The organism is Nocardia sp. NPDC050406 (assembly GCF_044459025.1).
Taxonomy (GTDB): Bacteria; Actinomycetota; Actinomycetes; order Mycobacteriales; family Mycobacteriaceae; genus Nocardia.
Genome location: NZ_JBITIM010000002.1, coordinates 1,258,521 through 1,282,374, shown reverse-complemented (window position 1 = coordinate 1,282,374; position 23,854 = coordinate 1,258,521). Strand labels below are relative to the sequence as shown.

Genomic DNA, 23,854 nt, shown 5'->3' with positions numbered 1-23,854 from the left:
GTGAGTAGTAGATGAGTTCGTTGATCGACTCCGGTGTCGTCGGCGACCGCATGAGGTCGCGCCGGAGTGCCGTCTATCGCGGCGATGTGGATGGTTTGCGCGGGTTGGCCATCGCGCTGGTGGTGGTCTTCCACGTCTGGTTCGGGCGGGTGTCCGGCGGCGTGGACGTCTTCCTGGTGCTCTCGGGCTTCTTCTTCACCGATTCGCTGCTGCGGCGCGGGGAGTCGAATGGTGCGGTGGGAGTGGCGTATACGCTGCGTCGCACGCTGCGGCGGCTGCTGCCCGCGCTGGTGGTGGTCCTCGCGGCGGTAGTGGCCGCGGTGGTGGTCATCAGCCCCTATACGCAGTGGTCCGATATGGCCGCGCAGGCCCTGGCATCGGCGTTCTACTACCAGAACTGGCAGCTCGCACTGTCGTGGGCGGACTATTTGGCGGCCGATCCCACGGTGAGTCCGCTACAGCACCTGTGGTCGATGTCGGTGCAGGGACAGTTCTATCTCGCCACCGTCCTGGTGGTCGCGGTGCTCGTGTGGCTGTGCCGTCGGGTCGAATGGATCTCCGCGCGCGGAGCGGTGTTCGCGGTCGCGATCGGCGTGGGGGTGGTGTCATTCGGCTACGCGGCGCACGGCACGGTCGATCATCAGGGCTGGAACTACTACGACACCTTCGCGCGGGCCTGGGAGCCGCTGGCCGGAGCCGCGCTCGCGGCCGTCGCCCCGCTGCTGCGTCCCGCGCTGTTCGTGCGCTGGATGCTGGCGACGCTCGGGTTGGCGGGCGTCCTGGCGTGTGGCTGGATTCTGGACGGGGCCAACGAGTTTCCCGGGCCCGCCGCCCTGCTGCCGGTCGGGGCGGCGATCGCGATGATCGTGAGCGGAGCCAATGTCGAGCCCGCCGGGCGACCGCTGCCGAACAGACTGCTCGCCACACCGCCGATGGTGCGGTTGGGTGAGCTGGCCTACGCGCTCTACCTGTGGCACTGGCCGCTGCTCATCTTCGTGCTGGCCGAAACCGGGCAGGCCGCAGCGGGATTCGGCGCCGGTCTCGGCGTGATCTGCGCTTCGCTGCTGTTGGCCGAGGTGACCCACCGGTGGATCGAGCAGCCGCTGCGCATGCGCCGCGGTGGCGAAACGCCCCGCGTCACACACGGTTACCCGAAGGTGGCGCGGGTCGCGGTGGCGCTTCTCGGCGTGCTCACCATCGGTATCGCCGGAACCTGGCACGTGGTGGTGCGCGCCAGTCCGCCGCAGGCCGCCCAGACGCTCGTCCCCGACCTCTACCCCGGTGCGGAAGCCCTCGCCAGCGGCCTGCCGACGCCCGATGCGCCGATGCGGCCGTCCGCGCTCGGGGCCGCCGAGGAATTGCCGCCGCCCACGCGGGACGGGTGTATCTCCGACTGGAACACCCGGGAGGTGGTGACCTGCGTCTACGGTGTCGCCGAGGCCGGGCGGACCTTGGCGGTGGTGGGCAGTTCGCATGCCGAGCATTGGCTTTCGGCTCTCCAGGTGCTCGCCGAACAGCACGGGTTCCGGATCACCGTCTACCTGAAGATGGGGTGCCCGCTCATCGTCACCGACGAGCCGCTCGACACCGAGGCGGATACGCGGGACTGCCTCGACTGGTCACGCGAGGTCCTCGACCGCCTCGACGCGGACCGTCCGGACTGGGTTTTCACCACCGGCACGCGCCCCGTGGACGAGGGCGGCGACGAGACGCCCGTCGACTACCTGGCGGTGTGGGACGAGCTGTCCGCGCGCGGCCTGAACACCGTCGTCATTCGTGATACGCCGTGGTTGCGGCGCAATGGCATTCGCTACCGCGCCGTGGACTGCCTCACCAAGGGCGGTGACCGCCTCAGCTGCGGTATGCCCCGCGCCGACGCCCTCAGCCCCGACAATCCGGCCGTGGCGGCGGCGGCCGCCTACCCCACGATCTTCCCGATCGACCTCAGCGACGCTGTCTGCGGACCCGATATCTGTGCCGCGGTGGAGGGCAATGTTCTCGTCTATCACGACGAACACCACCTCACCGCGACGTATTCGCGCACCCTGGCCCCAGCGCTCGGGCGGCGGCTGGCACCGATTCTCGGCTGGTGGTGATCACCTCGATACCCAGCCCGGATACGGCGGGTCGGGCCGCGGGCACCGGGTCGAATCGGTAGCCGAGGCCGCGTACGGTCACCACGATCCGCGGGCGCGAGGGGTCCGCTTCGATCTTGGTGCGGAGACGGCGCACATGGACGTCCACAATGCGCTGGTCGCCGAAGAACCCTCGGTCCCAGACTCTGCCGAGCAGGGTGTCGCGACTGAGCACCCGGCCCGGCGCTTCGGCCAGTTCACACAGCAGCCGGTACTCGGTCAGGGTGAGGTGCACCTCCTCGTCGCCGCGCAGAAGCCTGCCGCTCTCCCGGGAGAGCACCAGCGGCGGTGACGAATCGGCGTCGAGCACGATATCGGGCTGCCCGTCCTCCGGCGGCTGGTCACGTCCCTGCGCCAGGCGGGCGCGGCGGCGCAGCGCCCGCATACGCGCGGTGATCTCCTTGATCTCGAACGGTTTGGTGATGAAGTCGTCGGCCCCGGCCTCCAGGGCGGCCACCACGTCGTGGGTGTCGTCGCGCGCGCTCACCACGATGATCGGCACATCGTGGTCGCGGCGGACCTCGCGGATACAGGTGAAGCCGTCCATGCCGCCGAGCGTCAGGTCCACGATCATGAGATCGGGAGCGCCCCGGCTGCGCAGCTGGTCCAGGGCGTTCTCCGCCGCCCAGGCCTCGAAGACCTCGTAGCCCTCGTCCTCCATGGCGAGCCGCAGGATGCCGCGGACTCGGTCGTCGTCCTCCACGATCAGCAGATTCGCGCCCATCACACCATCCCTCACAGATCGGGAGTACGTGACAATACGAATACCCAACCGCCGCAACACAGAAACGCCGCGGCGGTTGCCGAGGGTGCGCTGACCGGGGGGCCGCCGGTTACTCGCGGTCGAGCACGGCCGCCAGGAATTCGCGTGTGCGCGGTTGGACGGGGTCGGCGAAAATCCTTTCCGGCGTTCCCTCTTCGATGATGCGACCCCGGTCGAGCACCACGACGCGATCGGAAACCCCACGCGCGAAGCGCATTTCATGGGTGACGCACAGGAAGGTGATATCGGTGGCCGCGGCGATATCGGCGAGCAGCTTCAGCACGCCGGTCACCAGTTCGGGGTCGAGCGCCGAGGTCACCTCGTCGAGCAGCAGCACATCCGGATCCATGGCCAGGGCGCGCGCGATCGCCACCCGCTGCTGCTGGCCGCCCGAGAGCTTGCCGGGCTTCACGTCGATCTTGTCGGCGAGGCCGACCAGCTCCAGCAGCTCGCGCGCCCGCGACTCCGCCTCCTCACGCGACTTGCCGAGACTGCGGATGGGGCCTTCGGTGACATTGCGCAGCACCGTCATGTGCGGGAACAGATTGAACTGCTGGAACACCATGCCGATGCGCTGGCGCATCCGCCGCAGATGCTTCTCATCGGCGGGAATCATGCGGTCGCCCTTGGGCATATGGGTCAGGCATTCGCCGCCGATGTCGATGGTGCCGGAGCTCACCCGCTCGAGGGTCATGGCCAGGCGCAGGATCGTCGTCTTGCCGGATCCGGACGGGCCGATGAGTGTCACGAACTCCCCCGGCGCGACGGTCAGGTTCACGCCATCGAGCGAGACCACCTCGCCGAAACGCTTTGTCACGTCGGTGAACCGGATCATGCCGGAATCGGCCGCGGTGGTTTCAGACGGTTCCGACACGTTGTTGTACCTTTCGAACCAGGATCGAACACGGGTAGCTCAGGGCGAAGAAGGTGAGTCCGACCGCGAACCACGCCTCCGGGCCCGCGCCACCGGCGCTCGCCGCGTAGACCGTCTTGACCTGGTAGACCATGTCGAGCACCACGATCGCGGACAGCAACGGCACCTCTTTGAACATCGCGATGGTGTAGTTGCCCAGGGCGGGCAGCACCCTCGGAATCGCCTGCGGCAGAATCACATCGGTCCAGGTGCGGGTGACGGGCAGGCTCAGGGCCCGCGCCGCCTCCCACTGGGTCGTCGGTACCGCCTCGATACCGGCGCGGTAGACCTCGCTCGTGTAGCAGGCGTAGTGCACGCCCAGTGCGGTGACGCCGACAACGAGCCGCTGGGTGTCGACGGGCAGAGCGCCCAGCAGATCCGGGCGGACCACCCAGTAGAGGAAGAAGATCTGCACCAGCAGCGGTGTGCTGCGCACGAATTCGATGAAGGCCCACAGCAGTTGGTCGATCACGGGAATGCGCATACCGCGCACGATCGCGAAGAACAGGCCCAGCACGTAGGCGACGAGCGAGCCGAGCAGGGTGAACTGGATGGTGACGAGCAGGCCGTCCCAGATGTAGGGGAAGGTCTCGAAGAACCGGTCCCAGCGCCATTTCTCCATCAGGCCACCGCCTTCGCGAGCCGCCGCCGCCGACTCGGCGCCGGACGGCCCGCGCGACGTGCGGCCAGGGTTTCGAGTACGCGCATCACCAGCGTCACGGCAATGGCGATCAGCAGGTAGAACACCAGTTCCATGGTGTAGATGACACCCAGTTCACGGGAGAACTCCGGGACCGCGCGCAGTTCGTCGGTCTTCTTGAAGATCTCCGGGACGGCGATGAAGCTCAGCAGCGCCGTGCTTTTCACCAATTGGATGAACAGGTTGTTGAACGAGGGCAGCATCTCCACCACGGCCTGCGGCAGCACCACCCGCCAGAGTCGTTGCAGGGGCGTGAGATTCAGCGCCACCGCCGCTTCGAGCTGCGCCTTGGGCACGGATTGCACCGCGCCGCGCACGATTTCGGCGCCGTACGCGCCGTGGTTGAGGCCCAGCACGACGACGCCGATCAACAGCATGCCGCGCGCCGTCGCGCCGATCGAGACACCGAGCAGGATCGGCACGGCGACCGCGAAGAAGAACAGCTGCGCCACTTCGGAACTGCCCCGGAATCCTTCCGTGTACACCCGCGCCACCACACGCACCCAGCGCCGAGTGGAGAGCAGGGCGATACCGGCCACGAAGGACAGCACAATGGTCAGCGCGATACCGCCCACCGTGGCCCAGAGGGTGAAGGGCAGCCCGGCCAGCATGCGCTCCAGATAGATGGATGTGTTGCCGGACATGCCGTTTCCGATCAGCCCGCGCAGTACTGTTCGGTGGTGGCGGCGGGATTGGGTTCATTGGCCGCTGTCAGCCCGAACGGCTCCACCAGGCGTAGCCACTCACCGCTCTCGTGCAGTGCGCGCAGTTCGCGATTGAAGTCCTCGCGGAACTGGTCATCGCCGATCCGGAAGTTGAAGGTGCCGACATCCGGGCGCGAACCGTACTGGAACGACTGTGTGACTTCGAGATTCGCGTCGGGGTTGTTGCGCACCAGCCAGGAGGCGGTGACGTCGAGGATGGCGGCCCCGTACACGTCGCCATTGCGCACGGCCCGCAGGATGTCGTCCTGTTTGGCCATCGGCTCGATGAGATTCGGTGGCACGCCGGAGCCTTCCGCGTACCCGTTCTCGACCGCGCCGCCGAGCGTGGCGACGCGCACGTTCGCCTTGGTGATGTCCTCGAATCGGTTGATCTGGCTGGGATTTCCCTTCGGCACCAGGAAGGCCGAGCCCACCTGGTAGTCCGGAATGGCGAAGGCCGAGCCCTCGCAGCGCTTCGGGTTGATGAACATGCCCGCCGCCACGAAGCCGTAGTTCTGTGCTCGCAGGCCGTCGATGAGGCCGTCGAAATCGGTGACCACGCCCTCGATCTCGTTGATGCCGAGCTTCTTCAGCACCGCGCGTGCGACAACGGGCGCGTAGCCGGTGAGCTCACCCTTCTCGTCGAGGAAGGCCCACGGGGCCTCGTTCGCGAAGCCGACCTTGATCCGCCCCGATTCCTTGGCCTCCGCGTAGGTGACGGCGGCGGCGTCGTCCCCGCCCAGCCCACAGGCCGAGGCCGTCAATGCGATGACGCAGGCGACTGCCGCTAGTACGCTGCGCCGTCGTCCCGTCCTGGTCGTATAGATTCTCATTCGACCCGTGACTCCAATTCCCCGCTAAACCGCGGCGCGATCCCTACAGGATCCAGGGAATTATTGCAGCACCGGTCCGAAGTATTGGCTTTTTATTGACAATTCGACTGGTACGCAAGGGAATTCACTATTTCGGGTTTTATTCACCGAAAGTTTGCTTGAGAAACCACTTCGATATCTGTCAATATCGGCGCATGTCGAAGTCGAAGCTACCCGTGACGCCCGTGCAGGCGTGTTCCGCCGCGCCGCTCGTGCGCGAACCCCTCGCCGAGGAGGCCGCTGTCGAGTTGGCGAGCGTGTTCCGGGCGTTGTCGGACCCGGTCCGGTTGCGATTGCTGAGCGCCATCGCCAGCCGAGCCGGACAGGAGGCGTGTGTCTGCGACCTCTCGGAGGGCATCGACGTGACGCAGCCGACGATCTCCCATCACCTGAAGGTGTTGCGCGAGGCCGGGCTGTTGGCCAGCGAGCGACGGGCGTCGTGGGTGTACTACCGCGTGGTTCCCGAAGCGCTGCAACGGCTTTCGGATGTACTGCTGGTCGAGAGCGGTGCCGCGGCGGGAGTCGAGGCGTGAGCGTGGACACCGCCGCCGACCGGCGCGGCGTGGTGGGCAAGCTGTCGACGCTGGATCGGTTCCTGCCGGTGTGGATCGGCGTGGCCATGGTGGCCGGGCTGCTGCTCGGCCGCTCCGTACCCGGGGTGAACACCGCGCTGGAGAAGGTCCAGATCGACGGCATCTCGCTGCCGATCGCCATCGGCCTGTTGATCATGATGTATCCGGTGCTGGCGAAAGTGCGCTACGACCGGCTCGACGCCGTCACCGGCGATCGCGGGCTCATGGTCAGTTCGCTGCTGTTGAACTGGGTCTTCGGACCGGCGCTGATGTTCGCGCTGGCCTGGCTCATGCTGCCCGACCTGCCGGAGTACCGGACCGGTTTGATCATCGTCGGGCTGGCTCGCTGTATCGCCATGGTGATCATCTGGAACGACCTGGCTTGCGGGGATCGGGAAGCCGCCGCCGTGCTGGTCGCCTTGAACTCGATATTCCAGGTGATCATGTTCGCGGTGCTCGGCTGGTTCTATCTGTCGGTGTTGCCCGGGTGGCTCGGTCTGGAGCAGACCACCATCGACACCTCGCCATGGCAGATCGCGAAGTCGGTACTCATCTTCCTCGGGATTCCGCTGCTGGCCGGATATCTTTCGCGGCGGATCGGTGAGCGCGGGCGTGGACGCGAGTGGTACGAGCGGAAGTTCCTGCCCAGAATCGGGCCGTGGGCGCTGTACGGCCTGCTCTTCACCATCGTCTTGCTGTTCGCCCTGCAAGGTGACCAGATCACCAGCCGCCCTTGGGATGTCGCCCGCATCGCCCTGCCGCTGCTGGTGTACTTCGCGGTCATGTGGGGTGGCGGCTACGCCCTTGGCGCGCTACTCGGACTCGGCTACGAACGCACCACCACCCTGGCCTTCACCGCGGCGGGCAACAACTTCGAACTCGCCATCGCCGTAGCCGTAGCCACCTACGGCGCCACCTCCGGCCAAGCCCTCGCCGGAGTAGTCGGCCCCCTCATCGAAGTCCCCGTACTCGTCGCCCTGGTCTACGTATCCCTTGCGCTCCGAAAACGATTCGCGCCGACCACCCCCCGAAAGGTCTGACCCATGGCCACCAAGCCGAGCGTCCTGTTCGTCTGTGTCCACAACGCCGGACGCTCCCAAATGGCCCAAGCCTTCCTCACCCACCTCGCAGGCGACACCATCGAAGTCCGCTCCGCAGGCAGCGCCCCCGCCCACACCCTCAACCCAGCCGCAATCGAGGCCATGACGGAACTAGGCATAGACATCACCCACCAGTCCCCCGAAATCCTCACCCCCCACACCGTCGAAACCTCCGACGTCGTAATCACCATGGGCTGCGGCGACGCATGCCCGTACTTCCCCGGAGTGGACTACCGCGACTGGAAGTTGGACGACCCAGCCGGGCAAGGCATCGAGGCGGTCCGCGTCATCCGCGACGAAATCCGCACACGAGTCGAACACCTCATCACCGAACTGGTCAGCGAGTGACACCGAAACTGCCACGAATCAAATGTCTTTGTCTGGATAGGTTTTAAACGAAATTAAGTGTGGTTGCGTCGCCTGCCTTTCCTGACTTTAGCTGACGCGACTTAGGAGCCGTAAGCCTGCGATTCCAGCCTGCGGACTGCACTAATGCTGTTTTAGAGATTTTTCACTGACGGATACACCCGGGGGTTGTCGCGCGGCGGGGCCTCCGCCCGAGGTTGTCACCACGGGGGGCTCGAGTGAGGTGAGTTCGCCTCCCGGCACAACTTCCGGCGGCACGGGTGCGGTGGGATTACCCCGGGGGTTGTGGCGCGGCAGGACCTGCGTCCGGGGTTGTCACCACGGGGGCTGGAGTGAGGTGGGTTCGCCTCCCGGCACGACTCCCGGCGGCGCGGGTGCAGTGGGATTCCCCCGGGGGTTCTGGCACGGCACGACCTCCGCCTGGGCTGTCACCAGGGGGCTGGAGAGAGGTGAGCTTGCCTCCCGGCACAACTAGCAGGGCACGGGTGTGCGGGCCCGACCCCGCGTAGCAGGAGACACCATCTATCAGAGCCCGGGCGGCTGCGGCACGTGCTGGCCACCAATGCCGCCGGGGCACAAGCCCGTACGCTGCTCGATCCGCCGGTGAAGCTCATCATCGCCGAGGACCGCCGCGCGTGGGATACCCCGGGGTTGTGGCGCGGCAGGACCAGCGTCCGGGGTTGTCACCACGGGGGTTCGGGTGCGGCGGATCTTGCTGTGTCGGACCGTGATTCGTGTTGGCGGCGTGCCTCTATGCGGACGTCGGCCTGATACAAGACCTCGTCGGGATGATGCACATGATTGACCTCGAGTAGACCGGTCGGGTCCACATGCGCGGGGGCTCGCCACCCCACTCTGCCGGGATGGTCCGAATTGTGGTCGAGGACTTCGGTTTCCCATCCTGCTGCGGTGCCGGTGATCCGTCCATGGCATTGATCGCACGCCAACGTGAGGTTTTCGATGTGGGTCAAGCCGCCCTGGGCGAAGCCGAGGACGTGGTGCATCTGGCACATCGTCGCCGGGGCCGAACAACCCGGACGCGTGCAGCCACGATCGGTCGCGATCCGCGCGAGTCGCTGCCATTTGTTCGCCAGGCGCACGCCGGGCGCGAGGTGCAGCGGCTTGTTCTGCGTGTGGTCGAACACCATCAACGTCGGAATGCTGCCCTCGGCCATCTCCAACGCCGTCTTCATCGGCACCGTGCCGCCGGTCGCGGTCGTGGCGCACCCGGATGCCTTCTCCACATCCTCGACGGTCATCGTGAGCACGACACTCACGGGGATACCACGATGCTTGCCAAGCGTTTCCGGGCCGCCGTGCTTGAGGTAAGCCAACAGCGCGTCGTGATTGCGCTGCGCCTGCGACCGCGTGTCGCGCGCCGCGGCCGCCTCGACGAGACTGCGGTCGTCCCCATCGGGATCGGCCACCATCGGACTGTCGGGATCCTCGGGATTGCACATCCCTGGACGCGCCCACTTCGCCAACATGGTGTCGAGAAACGCCGTTGCTTCGGGGTTGAACAGGCCCTTGAATTCGATCATCCCGTCGATGCGCTGCGTGCTGCGCACCAGCGAGCGCATCCGCGCCCGATCCCGGTCGGAGGTCAACTTGCCGTCGGGGTCGAGGAACGCGAGGATGCGCGCGCCGACCTTCTTCAATCCATCGGGCGTGCACACGCGCGCGGACTCGACCAGCCGCTCCTCGGCCTCGGTCCGCGACTGCTGCTCGACACTGGCGGGGATGCGGTCCATCACCGAGATGATCACGCGCACATGGTCGGCCGACACCTCGCCCGCGGCTTGCGCGGCCGCGGTCAACGGCAACGCGGGCGGCAGGTACCCGTTCGGGCTGAACCGGCGATCATCCAGATGCTCGGCCGCGTTCGCCCGCGCCGCCGCATCGCCCCTGGACAGATTCAACGTCTCCACGAGGAAGCTGCGCACTCCGGCGGTGGGGCTGAATCCGTACCGCTGGGCGAGGCCGCGGTCGGCGACCGCTTGCGCGAAGCGGTGTTGTACGACGGCGACTTTGCGGGCGAAGGCTTCGAATTCGCGCATGTGGTCGATGAATTCATCATCGGACATAATGGCGGTCGGGGTGTCGAGCAGAGAATCGAGAAGGGCGTCGAGGTCGGCCAAAATGGCTTCCGCGCCCTTCTTGTTGATTTCCCCACCCGAATTCATGGCACTATTCTATCGCGAAATTCGCTGTGCCAGTGCAGGAAATATTTCTGATCTAAGGATCTTCAAATCGTTGATGTCCGATTCCCGGAAACGGCAACGTTTTTCGTCGTCCTCGCCGACGACCTCCGATGCTCCGTAGCGGAGGTGATCCACTTGGATACGAAAACAAGCACAACGGACAACCGTTTGCCCGTTGGCGTCTATCTGCTGAGCTTCTGCCTGTTCGCCATGGGGACGGCCGAGTTCCTCTTGGCGGGTGTGTTGCCGCATGTGGCAGCGGATCTCGATATCTCGCTTTCGTCAGCGGGCATGCTGATCACTGCGTTCGCGCTGGGCGTCGTGTTGGGCGGCCCACCGTTCGCGGTACTCAGTTTGCACTGGCCGCCACGTACCGCTCTGGTTGCCACGCAAGCGGTGTTCGCCGCCAGCGTTGCCGTCGGTCTTGTGGGCGATTACCAGGTCCTCTTGCTCACTCGGTTCGTTTCCGGTCTCGCTTATGCGGGGTTCTTCGCGGTCGCGGCGGTGACGGCGATCAGGCTGGTGAGCCCGGATCGCAAGGCACGCGCTTCCGGAGTTGTGGTGAGCGGCTTGAGTATTGCCATGGTGGTGGGCGGTCCGGTCGGGACGCTGTTGAGTCACTTCACGCAGTGGCGTGGCGGCTTCTGGGCGGTTGTGGTGTTGACCCTGGCCGGGATTGTCGGGTGTCTGCTCGGGCTGCCCGCGACCTCGCCTTCGGAGGAACGCCCCAGCGTGAAGCGCGAGCTGGCTACGATGCGAAATCCGTTGCTGTGGGGCATATTCGCGATCACGATCTTGACGACCGCCGCTTATATGATCACGTTCAACTACCTCGCGGCCATGCTCGCCGAGATCACCGCGATTCCCGACGTCTGGATTCCGGCCGTCCTCGCCCTCTTCGGCATCGGGGCCTTCACCGGGCTCGCCATCGGCGGCCGCATCTCCGACCAGCATCCGCATCGTGCCTTGCTCACGGGCTCCGTCGCCATCGTGCTGCTCTCGCTAATTCTGGCGATCACCATGCGGAACGCGTGGCTGGTGGTCCCGGTCGTATTCCTGCTCGGCACAGCGGCTTTCGTACTCAACCCAGCCCAGTACGGCCGTGTCTTCACGATTGCCGCCGACGCTCCGACCCTGGCCGGAGCGACGACGGTATCCGCCTTCCAATTGGGAATCAGCGCCACCCCGCTACTGGCGGCCTCGACTCTCACCCGCGGCGCGTCCCTCACCAGCGTATGCCTGATCGGGGCCGCCCTCGCGGCGCTCGCCATCGTCTTCATCGTTCGTGACCGAGCCGCGGCTCGCGTCGAGGGTGAGCACGGTATCGGCGAGACGGTCGATGACGTGGCTCTGGTGGCTGATCACGATTAGCGCCATCCCGGCGAGCCGCAGTTCGTCCAGGAGGTCGATCACCCGCTGCTGCGCGAATCTATCGAGGGAGGAGGTGATTTCGTCGCAGATCAGAATGCGCGGTCGCGCGGCGAGAGCTCGGGCGATGGCGGCGCGCTGCTGTTGCCCGCCGGATAGCTGGGCGGGGCGGCGGACGATCAGGTCGTCGCCCAGGCCGACCTGGTCCAGCAGCTGCCGGGCCTGTTGGGCGGCGGCACTCTTGTCCATGCCGTGCAGCAGACGTAGTGGTCGGCCGACCTGGGTGTCGATGCGATACGAGGGGTTCAGCGAGGTCGCGGGGTTTTGGAAGACCAGCTGAATGGCGCGGCGGTGTTCGAATGGACGGCGGTCCACGCGGGGATGCACTGGGGCACCGTCCAATTCGACTACTCCCCGCACCGGACTGTGTAGTCCCGCCAGCGCTCGCGCCAGCGTTGTCTTGCCCGCACCGGACCGTCCCGTAATGGCAAGACATTCACCGGGGCGGAGGGTGAACGACACGTCGTCGACGACCGGCTCGGCGCGGCGGCTGTGCGACACGGTGAGTCCCCGCACCGCGAGCACCGGTACCGCCGCCGTGGCGCATGGCTTCCGCACCACAGCGGCGGTATCGGCGGCACCCTCCCGATACGGTGCGTACGACACCACCCTGCCCCGATCCAGTTCCAGCACATGGTCGATGAGCGAGGACAGTGCCGCCAGGTCGTGCGTGATCACGAACAGCGTGGTCGAGGCCTCGCGGCGAATCCGCACCAGCGTCTCGACCAGGAGCTCCCGAGTACGGCTGTCCAATCCTGTGGTCGGCTCGTCGAGAACCAACAGCGCGGGGTCGCCCAGCAATGCCATGGCCAGTAGCACCCGCTGCTGCTGGCCCCCGGAGAGCTGATGCGGGAATCGCCGCTGGAACTCTCGATCGGCGGGCAGATCCACTCGGCGCAATGCCTCGCGGACCGCACCCTCCTTGAGAACCCCTCGCAGCTTTGCCATTTCGCGGATAGCCGTACCGATGCGCAGCGCGGGATTGAGTCCGGTCGCCGGATCCTGCGGCACGTAGCCGACCGCGCGCCGATCACCGGGTGTACCGATTCCGACCGATCCCGAGGCGACCATGCCAGGCGGCAACGCGCCGAGTGCGGCCAAGGCGAGCGTGGTCTTCCCCACACCCGACGCACCGACCACGGCCACGCTGTCGCCCTGCGGTATACGCAGCGAAATATCCTCCAGGACAACATTTCCGCGAGAATCACGAACGGTCAGCCTGTCGACCAGCAGTCCGGACACCGCCGCGTCGGTCTCCAGGGGACGCACCCTGCTCCGGCGAACAACCCCAAACGCCCTGTCGCTCACCATGTTCACCGACACCACCAACAGCATGATCAGCAACGCGGGTGCCAGCACCGCCCACGGCTGCATACCGAACCCGGGCCGATTCTCGGTGATCATCAAGGCCCAGTCGGGTGAAGGCGGGCGCATGCCGAGACCGAGGAACCCGCTCACCGCGACCAGCGAAATGGTCGCCGACATCCGCACCCCGGCATCGGCGAGGACCACGGCCCGCAGATTCGGCAACACCTCCACCACCGCGAGCCGCCACAGCGGTTCACCCCTCGCCCGCGCCGATTCCACGTATCCGGTGGTGGTGAGTTCGAGGACGCCGGTGCGGACGATACGAATGATCCACGGCACCGACGCCAACGCCGCGGTCACCACGATGGCGGCGGGCCCGGCTCCCATGGCGGTGGCGATCACGGCGAGCAGCAGAAACCAGGGCACCACGACGATGGCGTCCACGGGCCGCATGATCCAGCGATCCCATCCCCCGCGCAGCCCGGCGATCAGCCCGAGCGCCAAACCCAGCGTGTAGGCGACGACCAGCGACAACCCCGCGATCGACAGCAGCGGCAGACCACCGTGCAGCACCCGCGAAAGCACGTCCCGCCCAACAACATCGGTGCCGAGCAGGTGCCGCGCCGAGGGCTCCTGATACGGCGGACCGGTCGGCGCGGTCGGCGCATACGGCGCGAGTAGCGGGCCGACCACCACGAGCAGCAGTACCGCCACCACGACCATCAGCCAGACCGAACGAATTCGACCGCGCCCCTTCATCTGTTCTCCCCCATCGCCACCTGCCGTGCCCGGGGACTCACCAGCAGCGTCAGCAGATCCGCGACGAGGTAGATCCCGATACCGACGGCCGCCAACAGTACGGCCGCCGACTGCACGAACGGAAAGTCCCGAGATTCGATGGCGCGCAATAATTCCTGTGACAGACCCGGAAACGCGAACAGCGTCTCCACCACGGCAACCCCGCCGATCAGACCGACCACCGATCCCGCCAGCGGGTGAATCGACGCCGACACCGCATTCGGCGCGACATGGCGCACCATCAACCGCAGCCCACCAATCCCGTTGAGCCGCATGGTCCGTATGTACGGGCTGGCCATGACCTCGGTCGTCTGTGCCCGCACCATACGCACCGGGTGCGGGCACAGGCCGAGCAGCAGGCACGTCACCGGCAGCACCAGAATCTCCGGACGGCTCCACGCACTCGTCCCGGTCGGCAGCAGGGATACGGCGGGCAGCAGCCGCAGCGACAGCGACACCGTGGCCACCAGCAACACCCCGAAAACGAAGGAGGGCATGGATTCCGCCGCCAGCGCACTCATGCTGATCACCCGATCGGTCCGGGAACCAGGCCGCGCACCCGCCACGAGGCCGAGTGCCAGCGCCACCGGAATCAGCAGGGCGGCAGTCAGTACCGCGAGGGTGACGCTGTTGGCGGCCCGATCGAGCAACACATCGCGCACGGGCCGACCCGAAATCAGGGAGTTCCCGAAATCGCCCCGCGCGAAGTCGACCACCCATTCCAGGAAGCGCACCGGAGCAGGCCGGTCCAGACCCAGTTGCGCGCGTAGCGCCGCCAGCTGTTCGGGGGTCGGATCGCCGCTGCCTTGGCGCGACAGAATCACCGTGGCCGCATCGGAATCCAGCGCCTCGAACAGTACGAAAACCATCAGTGCGACAGCGAACAGCACACCGATCCCGGCGCCCACGCGCCGAGCGATATAGGCGATCACGATCGGATCAGTGCTCGGCCAGCCAGGTAGTCGCGTAGTTCGCCCAGTCGTCGGTGCCGGGCACGCCGTCGCGCACGCCACCCACATGGTTCTTGGCCGCGTCGGGCCGCTTGGCGAAGCTGTGCAGGATGTAGCCGCCCTCGTCCCACAGCTCTTGCTGGAGTTCGCGATACAGCGCGGCGCGCCTTGCCGGATCCATGGCCGCGCGCGCCGCCGCGAACTTGGCATCCCATCCCGGCCGCCGCCAGCCGGTGCCATTGCTCGGCGAATCGCTCGTCATGGTCTGGCCGTAGAAATAGTCGAGACTGTAGTTCCACCAACCGATATGGGACAGCGGCGCTTTACCGCTGACCTGCGAGAAGTAGGTGTCGGCCGGAACCGATTCGAGCTGGATGGTGATGCCCGCGGCCTTCGCCTGTTCGGCGAAGAGCGTCGCCGATTCGAGCATGCCCGGCGTGCCGTCGGCGGTGGGCAGCGTCACCGTCAAGTTCTCTTTGCCCGCCGCGCGCAGCAGCTCGCGCGCCCGTTGCGGATCGTAGGAGCGCTGCGGCAGGCCGTCGTGATAGAACGGCGCGCCCTTGCCGTAGACGTCGTTGCCGATCTCGGCGTAGCCGTAGTACACCGCATCGACCATGGCCTGCCGGTCCACCGCCAACCGCATGGCCTGGCGCACCCGCGCATCGTCGAAAGGCGGTATGTCCACGCGCATCTGGAACGCGCCCATGAGCCCGGCCGGTGGCACCACCACGGTGGTGTCCGGATCACCGGCGAGATTTCGGGCCTGTAGGTACGAGATCTCGTGCACCACATCGGCTTCCCCGGACAGGAAGGCGTTCACGCGCGCCTCGGTCTCGGCGATCTGAATGATCTCGACCTCGTCGAGCAGTACGGCGCCGTCCCAGTATCTCTCGTTGCGCCGCAGCAGGGTTCGGTCACCCGGTGACCAGCGTTGCAGCGCGAACGGTCCGGTGCCGACGGGCAGCACCGACCCGTCGATCACGCCGGTGCCGTCCTTGACGATGTAGCAGTACCAGCCCGCCAATACCGAACCGAAGTCCGCCAGTGGGGTTTTCATGGCGACCACCACGTCGAGATCGCCCTCGGCGCGAGTACGCGACATATCCACCGCGGAAAGATCGCCGGACGACTTCTTGGCCGGGTCGAGCATGCGCTCGAAGCTCCACAGCACATCGCGCGCGGTGAGCGGGCTCCCGTCGCTGAAGACCACGCCCGGCCGCAGCCGGATACGCCATTGGCTGCCATCGGCATTGGGCTCGAGCGATTCCGCGAGGCGATAGCGCAGCGTCAGATCGTTGTTGTAGGCGACGAGCTTGTCCCACACGTTCTTCGACACCGCGCCGCCCGCCGAACTACCGGCCTGATGCGGATCGAGCACATCGGCGCTCGCCGACCGCCCCGCGATGACGGTGCGCAAGCGCCCGCCCGATCGTGGCGGCCCCTGTGCGGCGCCCCTGCCGCTGTCGGAGCCGCAGCCCGTCATTATTCCGGCCCCGCCCAGCACGACAGCGCCGAACGCCCCCGCACTGCCGCGCAGGAACGTCCGGCGGCCGAATCCCGGCCGATCCGATGTGTAGTTGTTCATTGCCATCCTCGTGGGTGTGATCCCGATACCGCGGGCGCAGGTATCCTGGCTCCCGGATCAACACACCCCACCGGCCTTCCAACCTGGGCAGGTCGTGGCCATGAAATCGGTGGATAGCTCCCCGGTGACAGTTGCGGGACAGCCCCGGATTCGCACCGGTGTTCCCTACGCCGGGTACAGACCCTACAGTGGGCCCGGATCGGCCCCGCGAATCACCTGCTGCCGAGGCGAATCGGCATATCGCGGACGAGCGCCCAGGTGGCCGCGGTCGCCGCGAGGGCGGCGAGGACGCAGGCGGTGAGGATGGCGGCGGTGCCCACCGAATCGGCCCACTGCTCGAGTATGCGTTTCGTCGGGATGTTCGTCGCGCTCGCCATTCCGGCGGGCACGATCAGGATCAGTCCGGCGACGACGAGCAGCAGCCCGCCCACACCGCCCCAGGCCCGACGGTAGAACGCCGCGGCGATGGCCGCGCCCACCGCGAGGAAGATGGCGAAACCCAGCCAGAAGCCCAGGAATATCCATCCGTACTGGTCGGCGGAGGTGTACAACGCCGAAGCGTCCGCCTCCAGGGCTTGCGGCCAATCCGCCACCGCATACACGGCACGTTCGATTCCGAAGCCGAGGGTCACCAGCGCGGCACCCACGGTGACCAACAGCAGGCCGAAAAGCAGTGCCTGCGAGAGGCATTGGCGTCGGGTGACGCCGTGGGCGATGTACATCGGCAGGTAGATCGCCGTGACGTAGACGCCCATGCCGAGCATGTACCAGGGGCTGATGAAGACGAAGACGCCCCAGCCACTGATCGTGATGTCCCGGAAGAAGCTGACGGCCACGGTCACCAGCAGGGACACGATCAGCAGCCCGGCCCAGACGATCACCAGTCCGCTGGAGTGCCACAGGTTTCGAGTTACCGCGAAGCGTCGCATCACCGGGCTCCTCTGGTGGTGAGGTGAACGAAAAGTTCTTGCAGCGCAAGGGGTTCGACGGTCACACCCGCCGCCAGCGCGGATTGCTCCGACCACGGTTCCCCGTGCACCGTGGCGCGTTTGGTGCCACCGAGTTCCCGCAGGCTCAAGACGGTGCGATCGCCGATGAAGGCATCCACCCGGTCGGCCGGGCCGGTCACGGCGGCGCCGCGCCCGCGCAGGGTCTCGGCGTCGTCGTGTACCAGCAGCCGACCCTTGTGCAGGATCACCACGTCCTCCAACAGTGGCGCGACCTCGTCGATGAGGTGCGTGGACAGGATGATCAGGCGCGGGTGGGAGTCGTAGTCGCGCAACAGTTCGTCGTAGAACAGGTGCCGCGCGGGTGCGTCCATGCCCAGGTAGGTCTCGTCGAAAATGGTGACCGGCGCACGGGAGGCCAGGCCGAGCACGCAGCCGAGTTGTGCGCGCTGCCCGCGGGAGAGCTCCGAAAGCCGTTTGCGCGGAGCCAGTTCGAACTTCGCCACCAGTTCGTCGGCGTACTCGGCCGACCAGTTCGGCCGAAACAGCGCGGCCATGGTGAGCGCGTCGGCGACACGGTCTTCGGGCCAGTTGTGTTCGACGGTGTCACCGCCGCCGCTGATCAGGCAGATGCGGCTCATCGCGGCGGGGTTCTCGTACACCGGTTCGCCGTCGAGCAAAACCCTTCCCGCACTGGGCTTCCGGAAGGCGGCCAGCACCGAGAGCAGTGTGGTCTTGCCCGCGCCGTTGCGGCCGAGCACACCGTGGATACCCGGTCCGGCCATGCTGAACGTCACCCCGTCCACGGCCGTGTCGGCGCTGCGCGGATATCGCACGCTCACCTTGTCGAATTCGATCCGTATGGTCATTTCCGTTCCTCCCCCGCACTTTCGATATGTGCGACAACCTCGGTGAGCGGCAGCCCGAGCGCGGTAGCCTCCGCGATCATCGGGTCCACCACTTCCGCGAAGAACCGTTCCCGGCGCTGACGCGCCAGCGCCTCCCGCGCGCCGGGCGCGACGAACATGCCCACCCCGCGTCGCTTGTAGATCACGCCCTCGGCCACGAGCTCCCCGAACGCCTTGGCCGCGGTGGCCGGATTGATCCGGAACATCTGCGCGTACTGGTTGGTGGACATGATCTGCTCATCCTCCGCAAGCGTCCCGTGCAGTACGTCCGTGCGGATCTGGTCGGCGATCTGCTGATAGATCGGGCTCCGGTTGTCGAACACGGCACTCCATCGCATCCGGGCGCACCTGACGTGGCACCAGTTCTATGGTTCATTACTGATGTAATGAACCATAGAACAGCCCCCGGCCACGGTCAAGGAGCTACCGTCGTCGGGTGACGCGCGCCCGCAGGCCGCGCAGGACGAGTCCGAACACGGTGCTGCCGCCACCGCGCGCGGGCGCGTCCTTCGACTTCGCGCACCAGACTTGGAAGTTGGTCGGGCTGACCGGCATCGAGATGTGCTCGTGGGTAACCAACCACCGGCCGTCCACGCGGCGCAGGCACACGGTCTCGCGCACCCACATCGACAACTCGACGCCGCCGATATGCGTCCCCGAATCCAGGTGCAGCATATTGGCGAAGGCGACATCGCCCTCCACGCCGATGGTCAGATCGTGCGTCTCCAAGCCGATCGGGCCCGTGTAGCCGTCGAACCACCGCAGGAAGTTGCGCCGCACTTCGTCGGCGCCGGTGAATCGCAGGGGCGCGACGACGTCGTAATAGACGATGTCGGGCGAATAGCACGCCATGAGTCGATCGATGTCCTTGGCGCGCTGCGCCTCGGTGCGGCGCGCGAGGAACGCCCTGATCTCATCTTCGTTCGCAGTCATGACACTCCGACGAGACAACCCCGGCAAATGTCAGGCCGCGCGACGGAATGCGAGCAGACCCGGGAACCTGTGCGACGCACGCGTATCGACGCAGCTCAGCCACTGTCGCGCGGCGACAGCGAGCGGCCGGAACGCGAGTTGTCGGCCATCCGCGGCGGTACGAGGCTGAGGTGGTGGATTTCCTCCGATACGCACAATTGCTGCCCGCCTCCCATCGCCGCGACCCCATCCCCGAACCTCGGCACACCTGGTGGCCGTGGCGCGGCCGCCGAATTCATGTGGCGCGCACCGACAATCCGAATGCGACGGTGCGGCTGCTCGCCATCCACGGGGCGGGCGGCCACGCGGGTCTACTGTGGCCGTTGACGGCGACCGCCCGGCAGGAGGGCGTCGAGGTGATGGCGGTGGATCTGCCGCTCTACGGCGACACCGTGGAACCGCGTCCCGGTTCGGTGCGCTACCGCGACTGGGCAGAGCTGCTCACCGAATTCGTCTGCGCCGAAATCGAATCCGACCCGCGACCGCTGGTGTTGTTCGGTGCCAGCATGGGCGGAATGCTCGCCTACGAGGCCGCCGCCCGCACCGAGGGCATCGCGCATGTGGTGGCGACCTGTCTGCTCGATCCCGCCGATCCGGCGGCGCGTCGCGCGGCCGCCCGCTGGTCTTTCACGGGCGGTATCGCACCGGCGCTGCTGCGTGCGGTCGATCCGCTGCTGGGTGGGGTGCGGGTGCCGATTCGATGGCTGGTGGACATGGGCAATATGAGCCTGGACCCCGAGGTGTCGCGCATCTGCACGTCGGACCCGAAGGGCGGCGGGGTCAGCGTGCCGTTCGGGCTGCTCGCCGACTTCCTCTCCTTCCGGCATACCGCGCCGGAATCCTTTGCGGCCGTGCCGATCACACTCACCCATCCCGCCGCCGACCGCTGGACTCCACCCGAGTTGAGCACGGCCTTCCTCTCCCGCGTCGCCGCGCCCACGCGAGTGGTATTGCTCGACGGCTGCGGCCACTTCCCCCTCGAGGAACCCGGCCTCACCCAACTCGCCACCACACTTCGCGAAATCCTGGCCGCAACGAAAAGCACTACATGACAGCAGCTCTCACGATTCCGGAGCCAGCCTCCGCACCAAGGCCATGAGCTGATCAGTGGTCACCCCGTGCCGGGGCAGTACACGGTGCACGTGCACATCGACCGTATGCACCAGGGACCGCGCCGTCGCCGTCGCATCGTCTCCGCCGCGGCCACACCGGTCGAGATGGAACGCGATCTCGGCGACCAGATGATCCTCGAACCCTTGCAGCGCTTCGACTTCCGCCTGTACCCGCGGCGCGACTCGATGCAGCAGCGCGTGCAGCCCCGGCCGATCCCGATGCAACTCGACCACCACTTCAAGGATCCCCCGCATGGCCTCCTCGAACGGCGGTAGCGTCACCCGCATCTCGGCCAGCACCGCCCCGAGCCGCGCTCCGCTCTCCGCGAGATGACGCTCGGCCAACACCCGCAACAGCGCCTGCTTGTTCGGAAAGTACTGGTACAGCGTCCCGATGGACAGCCCCGCCCGCTCGGCGATCCGATTGGTCGTCGCCCCCAACCCTTCTCGGGTGAACACCTGCGCGGCGGCCTCCAGCAGCGTGTCCACCGTCTCCCGGGACCGCCGCTGCCGAGGAAGCTTTCGCGCGGATTCGACCATCACGTCAACGGTAGCGCTGATACCGGTGGCCGCCGAGTCCGCACATCGTGTCAGCGGCCATGTCAGCGCGCGGTCAGCGCGGTGTCAGCGCGACCGGCGACTGTGTGTACATCGAACGAAGCAACCGGGACCGACCCGGTTCCGGTCGAAACGAAAACCGAAGGAGCACATCATGTCCGCCATCATCACCCTGACCGACCAGGACAAGTCCACCATCCGCGTCGCCGCCTACGGCGCGGTCGCGCTGCTCGCCTCCGCCGGTGCCCCGCACAAGGGCGTCACCCAGGGATCCATCGCCCTGACCTCGGCGACGGGTCTGGTCGGGCACGTCCTCGCCGCCAAGTCGAAGGACATCAAGCTGAAGGGTAAGAACACCGCCGAACTCGCCGAGCAGGTCCTGCCCGCCCTGAGCGCCGCGATGAGCGTGCTCAACGGCGAGGACCCCGCCGAGGCCGACAATTTCCGCGCCACCATCCTGGTCGCGGTGGAGGCCACCGCCCACTCCGGCAAGCAGCCCACCCCCGCCGTCACCGCGATGGCCCGGAAGATTACCGAGGCGCTCGGCGCGTGAGGACCGCTCGCCTAACTCGACAGCTGATTCGCGGCGGTCGCGCTCCGGAAGGCCGCCGCGATGAGCTCGATGCGGGCGGCCTCCATCTCGGGGCGCGGGTAGGTGTTCCGGAAGATCGCCTCGCCGTCGAACATGTGAATCAGGGACGTGGCTATGAGCCGCGCGACCTCGGGCGAGACGTCCGGGGCCAGCGCGGCCACCGCGATCTCCTCGACCTCGCTGATCAGGGTGCGCACGACGGGCTCGAAGCGTTCGCGCAGTTCGGGTTCGGTGCGGGCGGCGACGAACAGTTCGAGCCACACGGTGTTCGTGGCGTCGCGGACCTCGCGGCGGATCAGGTGCATGATGTCCGCGAGATCCACCGGGTGGCCGGTGTTCTCGGGTAGCCGCAGATTCTCCACCGCCGCCATGTGACGGCGACGGACCTCGTCGGCGGCCGCCACCACGAGATCGATACGCGAGTCGAAGTGCCGGAAGATGGCACCCTTGGATATGCCCGCGCGGCTGCTGATCTCGCCCAAAGAGGCTTTGTGGTAACCGATTTCGGCAATGGTGTCGATGGTGGCATCGACGAGTTTGGCCATGGTGTTGGCGCGGCGCTCGGCCTGGGTTCGTCGCGCGGTCGTCAATTACCCTCCAGCTCGCAGGAATCGGCCGGTTCGGCGGGCGCCGAGGACCTCGGCGGGCTGCCCGTCACCGAAGACGTACTGGCCTCCGACGAATACGGCCGACACGGCTTTGTCGTTGCGATTGACCATACGGGGCAAGTTGTCGTACATGGCGACCGGACACTCGGCGTAGGCGTCGAGGGAATCGTCGAGCCCGGCGGGGTCGATCACCACCAGGTCGGCGCGGTCGCCTGTCCGCAGATGACCGGCGTCGATGCCGTACCAGTCCGCGAGTTCGCCGGTCACCCGGTGCACCGCGCGCTCCAGCGACATGAACTGCTTCCCGGCCTGTTCCGCCTGATGCACCCGGCGCAGGAAGCGTAGGCCGAAGTTGTAGAACGCCATGTTCCGCAGGTGCGCGCCCGCATCCGAGAACCCGAGTTGCACCCCTGGATCCACACTGAGCCTGTTCAGGATCTCGGGCCGATGGTTGGAGATCGTGGTGCGCCAGCGCAGTTTGGTGCCGTGCTCGACCACGAGGTCCAGGAAGATGTCGACCGGGTGCACGCCGCCACGATCGACGCCGACCTGGCCGAAGGTCTTGCCGATGACGCTGCCGTCCGGGCAGTCGACGATCTCGGCGTCGAAGAAGTCGCGATGCCAGACCCGAATCCCGAATGTGGAGTCGTAGTCCTTGCGGAACCGTCGCCGGTAGTTCTCATCGCTCATGAGCGCATTGCGCTGCACCTGATCGGCCAGGTGCAAGGCGGCCGCGCCGGAACCGAATTCCTCGAAGATGACCAGGTCGATGCCGTCGGCGTACACCTCGAACGGCACCGGCAGATGTTGCCAGCGGAAATCGCCGCCGAGGGCATTGACCACGCGGGCCATCGTGGTGAGCAGTGACACCAGCAGCGGATTGGTTTTGAGGTCCGCCGCCGAGATCAAGGTGGTCTTGAGCCGCCGCCGCAGCAGGCCCACGCTGGCGAAGACCACCGCGAGTATGCGATGCGGATGCTGAATATCGGGCCCGCCCTGCAACACTCGACCCCGCCGCCGCAAAATCGCGTTGAGCCGCCGTCGTTCCCGCCACCTCGCATAGGTCGACGGCAGGGTCCGCGAGCGCGCCACCTCACCATCGACCTTGTCGAACAACAGCTGTTGCGCCGACATCCCGACGAACCCCGCGTCCAGCGCCTCGGTGAGCGCGGCCTCCATCGCCGCCTGCTCGGCCGCGGTGGGCCGCACCTGCTTGCGAGTCGCGCGATCGAGTCCCATCGTCGCGGCCCGAATATCCGAATGCCCCAGCATCGCGGCGATATTCGGGCCCAACGGCAAAGCCTCCAGCGCCGCGACGTACTCCCGCGCCGAACCCCACGTCTTCCCCGCCACCACGTCGATCACATGCCGCCGAGGAATGGCCTCCACCCGCCCGAACAGATCCCCCGCATCCACGGCCCCCGCGTGCACGGTCGACAGCGAACACGACCCCAACAGCACCGTCGTCACCCCATGCCGCACCGACTCCGCCAGCCCCGGCTCTCCCAACACCTCGACGTCGTAATGGGTGTGAATATCCACCATCCCCGGCACCACCCACTTCCCCCGCGCGTCGACAACCCGCGCACACCCACCCTCATCGAGGGGCTCCGCGGACACCGCGACCACGCGATCCCCTCGTAACCCGATATGCCGAACAGCGGACGGTGCACCGGTGCCGTCGAACCAACGGCCACCTTTGATGATCGTGTCATAGCTCACACTCAACATTGCAACCGATCGGTCACTAACTGTCAAGGGT

At 66.8% G+C, this 23,854-nt stretch carries 21 protein-coding genes, 2 pseudogenes and 1 riboswitch; of the genes and pseudogenes, 7 read left to right on the top strand and 16 right to left on the bottom strand.

The window, feature by feature from the left end; all coding sequences use genetic code 11:
- Positions 1-11: 11 nt before the first annotated feature.
- A complete protein-coding gene (locus tag ACIBH2_RS19100) occupies positions 12-2,096 on the top strand; it encodes an acyltransferase family protein (RefSeq protein WP_397119104.1) in 2,085 nt (694 codons plus the stop codon).
- A 49-nt stretch (positions 2,097-2,145) separates the two neighbouring features.
- Here ACIBH2_RS19100 and ACIBH2_RS19095 read toward each other — a convergent pair.
- From ACIBH2_RS19095 to ehuB, 5 genes and pseudogenes are all read right to left on the bottom strand, one after another.
- A pseudogene (locus tag ACIBH2_RS19095) lies at positions 2,146-2,859 on the bottom strand (response regulator transcription factor); the annotation flags it as partial.
- A gap of 109 nt (positions 2,860-2,968) precedes the next feature.
- Positions 2,969-3,733, bottom strand: coding sequence for an ectoine/hydroxyectoine ABC transporter ATP-binding protein EhuA (gene ehuA / locus ACIBH2_RS19090; protein ID WP_397120879.1), 765 nt, complete (start codon positions 3,731-3,733; stop codon positions 2,969-2,971).
- A gap of 22 nt (positions 3,734-3,755) precedes the next feature.
- On the bottom strand, positions 3,756-4,433 hold the full coding sequence (ehuD, locus tag ACIBH2_RS19085; RefSeq protein ID WP_397119102.1) for an ectoine/hydroxyectoine ABC transporter permease subunit EhuD: 678 nt from the start codon (positions 4,431-4,433) through the stop codon (positions 3,756-3,758).
- Positions 4,433-5,155 (bottom strand): amino acid ABC transporter permease, encoded by a 723-nt coding sequence (locus ACIBH2_RS19080; RefSeq protein ID WP_397119100.1) that lies wholly within the window; start codon positions 5,153-5,155, stop codon positions 4,433-4,435. Before ACIBH2_RS19080 ends, ehuD begins: the two co-directional genes overlap by 1 nt.
- 11 nt (positions 5,156-5,166) lie before the next feature.
- On the bottom strand, positions 5,167-6,048 hold the full coding sequence (gene ehuB, locus ACIBH2_RS19075) for an ectoine/hydroxyectoine ABC transporter substrate-binding protein EhuB (protein ID WP_397119098.1): 882 nt from the start codon (positions 6,046-6,048) through the stop codon (positions 5,167-5,169).
- Between the two features lie 194 nt (positions 6,049-6,242).
- On the opposite strand from ehuB, the gene ACIBH2_RS19070 reads away from it, so the two are divergent.
- From ACIBH2_RS19070 to ACIBH2_RS19060, 3 genes are read left to right on the top strand one after another with little or no spacing between them, the layout of a single operon-like run.
- Positions 6,243-6,620, top strand: coding sequence for an ArsR/SmtB family transcription factor (locus tag ACIBH2_RS19070; protein WP_397119096.1), 378 nt, complete (start codon positions 6,243-6,245; stop codon positions 6,618-6,620).
- Positions 6,621-6,622: 2 nt separating this feature from the next.
- A complete protein-coding gene (gene arsB / locus ACIBH2_RS19065) occupies positions 6,623-7,699 on the top strand; it encodes an ACR3 family arsenite efflux transporter (RefSeq protein ID WP_397120877.1) in 1,077 nt (358 codons plus the stop codon).
- Between the two features lie 3 nt (positions 7,700-7,702).
- Positions 7,703-8,107: an arsenate reductase ArsC gene (locus ACIBH2_RS19060; protein WP_397119094.1), complete on the top strand. Its 405-nt coding sequence runs from the start codon at positions 7,703-7,705 to the stop codon at positions 8,105-8,107.
- A gap of 701 nt (positions 8,108-8,808) precedes the next feature.
- On the opposite strand, the gene ACIBH2_RS19055 is transcribed toward ACIBH2_RS19060, so the two are convergent.
- Positions 8,809-10,308, bottom strand: coding sequence for a DUF222 domain-containing protein (locus tag ACIBH2_RS19055; protein ID WP_397119091.1), 1,500 nt, complete (start codon positions 10,306-10,308; stop codon positions 8,809-8,811).
- A gap of 153 nt (positions 10,309-10,461) precedes the next feature.
- Between ACIBH2_RS19055 and ACIBH2_RS19050 the strand changes: the two genes are divergently transcribed.
- On the top strand, positions 10,462-11,697 hold the full coding sequence (locus tag ACIBH2_RS19050) for an MFS transporter (protein WP_397119089.1): 1,236 nt from the start codon (positions 10,462-10,464) through the stop codon (positions 11,695-11,697).
- 81 nt (positions 11,698-11,778) lie between these two features.
- On the opposite strand, the pseudogene ACIBH2_RS19045 reads toward ACIBH2_RS19050, so the two are convergent.
- From ACIBH2_RS19045 to ACIBH2_RS19015, 7 genes and pseudogenes are all read right to left on the bottom strand, one after another.
- A pseudogene (locus ACIBH2_RS19045) lies at positions 11,779-13,785 on the bottom strand (ATP-binding cassette domain-containing protein); the annotation flags it as partial.
- A gap of 32 nt (positions 13,786-13,817) precedes the next feature.
- Complete coding sequence (locus ACIBH2_RS19040) at positions 13,818-14,792, bottom strand: ABC transporter permease (protein ID WP_397119087.1); 975 nt, start codon at positions 14,790-14,792, stop codon at positions 13,818-13,820.
- 7 nt (positions 14,793-14,799) lie between these two features.
- Complete coding sequence (locus ACIBH2_RS19035) at positions 14,800-16,395, bottom strand: ABC transporter substrate-binding protein (RefSeq protein WP_397119085.1); 1,596 nt, start codon at positions 16,393-16,395, stop codon at positions 14,800-14,802.
- Between the two features lie 38 nt (positions 16,396-16,433).
- Positions 16,434-16,562: riboswitch (cobalamin riboswitch) on the bottom strand.
- Between the two features lie 45 nt (positions 16,563-16,607).
- Entirely contained in the window at positions 16,608-17,324 is a 717-nt protein-coding gene (locus ACIBH2_RS19030) for a hypothetical protein (RefSeq protein ID WP_397119083.1), read from the bottom strand.
- On the bottom strand, positions 17,324-18,211 hold the full coding sequence (locus ACIBH2_RS19025; protein ID WP_397119081.1) for an ATP-binding cassette domain-containing protein: 888 nt from the start codon (positions 18,209-18,211) through the stop codon (positions 17,324-17,326). Before ACIBH2_RS19025 ends, ACIBH2_RS19030 begins: the two co-directional genes overlap by 1 nt.
- Positions 18,208-18,573 (bottom strand): GntR family transcriptional regulator, encoded by a 366-nt coding sequence (locus ACIBH2_RS19020; protein WP_397119079.1) that lies wholly within the window; start codon positions 18,571-18,573, stop codon positions 18,208-18,210. Before ACIBH2_RS19020 ends, ACIBH2_RS19025 begins: the two co-directional genes overlap by 4 nt.
- Before the next feature lie 100 nt (positions 18,574-18,673).
- Positions 18,674-19,183: a YybH family protein gene (locus tag ACIBH2_RS19015; RefSeq protein WP_397119077.1), complete on the bottom strand. Its 510-nt coding sequence runs from the start codon at positions 19,181-19,183 to the stop codon at positions 18,674-18,676.
- Positions 19,184-19,356: 173 nt separating this feature from the next.
- Between ACIBH2_RS19015 and ACIBH2_RS19010 the strand changes: the two genes are divergently transcribed.
- Complete coding sequence (locus tag ACIBH2_RS19010; RefSeq protein WP_397119075.1) at positions 19,357-20,274, top strand: alpha/beta hydrolase; 918 nt, start codon at positions 19,357-19,359, stop codon at positions 20,272-20,274.
- A gap of 9 nt (positions 20,275-20,283) precedes the next feature.
- Here the strand turns inward: ACIBH2_RS19010 and ACIBH2_RS19005 are convergent, their stop codons facing one another.
- Positions 20,284-20,874 carry a TetR/AcrR family transcriptional regulator gene (locus ACIBH2_RS19005; RefSeq protein ID WP_397119073.1) on the bottom strand — a complete coding sequence of 197 codons (591 nt, stop codon included), beginning with the start codon at positions 20,872-20,874 and terminating at the stop codon, positions 20,284-20,286.
- 172 nt (positions 20,875-21,046) lie between these two features.
- Here ACIBH2_RS19005 and ACIBH2_RS19000 point away from each other — a divergent pair, with 172 nt between their 5' ends.
- Positions 21,047-21,445: a hypothetical protein gene (locus tag ACIBH2_RS19000; protein ID WP_397119071.1), complete on the top strand. Its 399-nt coding sequence runs from the start codon at positions 21,047-21,049 to the stop codon at positions 21,443-21,445.
- Positions 21,446-21,456: 11 nt separating this feature from the next.
- On the opposite strand, the gene ACIBH2_RS18995 is transcribed toward ACIBH2_RS19000, so the two are convergent.
- Together ACIBH2_RS18995 and ACIBH2_RS18990 are read right to left on the bottom strand one after the other, a co-directional pair.
- Positions 21,457-22,074, bottom strand: a complete 618-nt coding sequence (locus ACIBH2_RS18995) for a TetR/AcrR family transcriptional regulator (protein WP_397119069.1) — start codon at positions 22,072-22,074, stop codon at positions 21,457-21,459.
- Positions 22,075-23,814: an amidohydrolase family protein gene (locus ACIBH2_RS18990; RefSeq protein ID WP_397119067.1), complete on the bottom strand. Its 1,740-nt coding sequence runs from the start codon at positions 23,812-23,814 to the stop codon at positions 22,075-22,077.
- Positions 23,815-23,854: the final 40 nt, after the last annotated feature.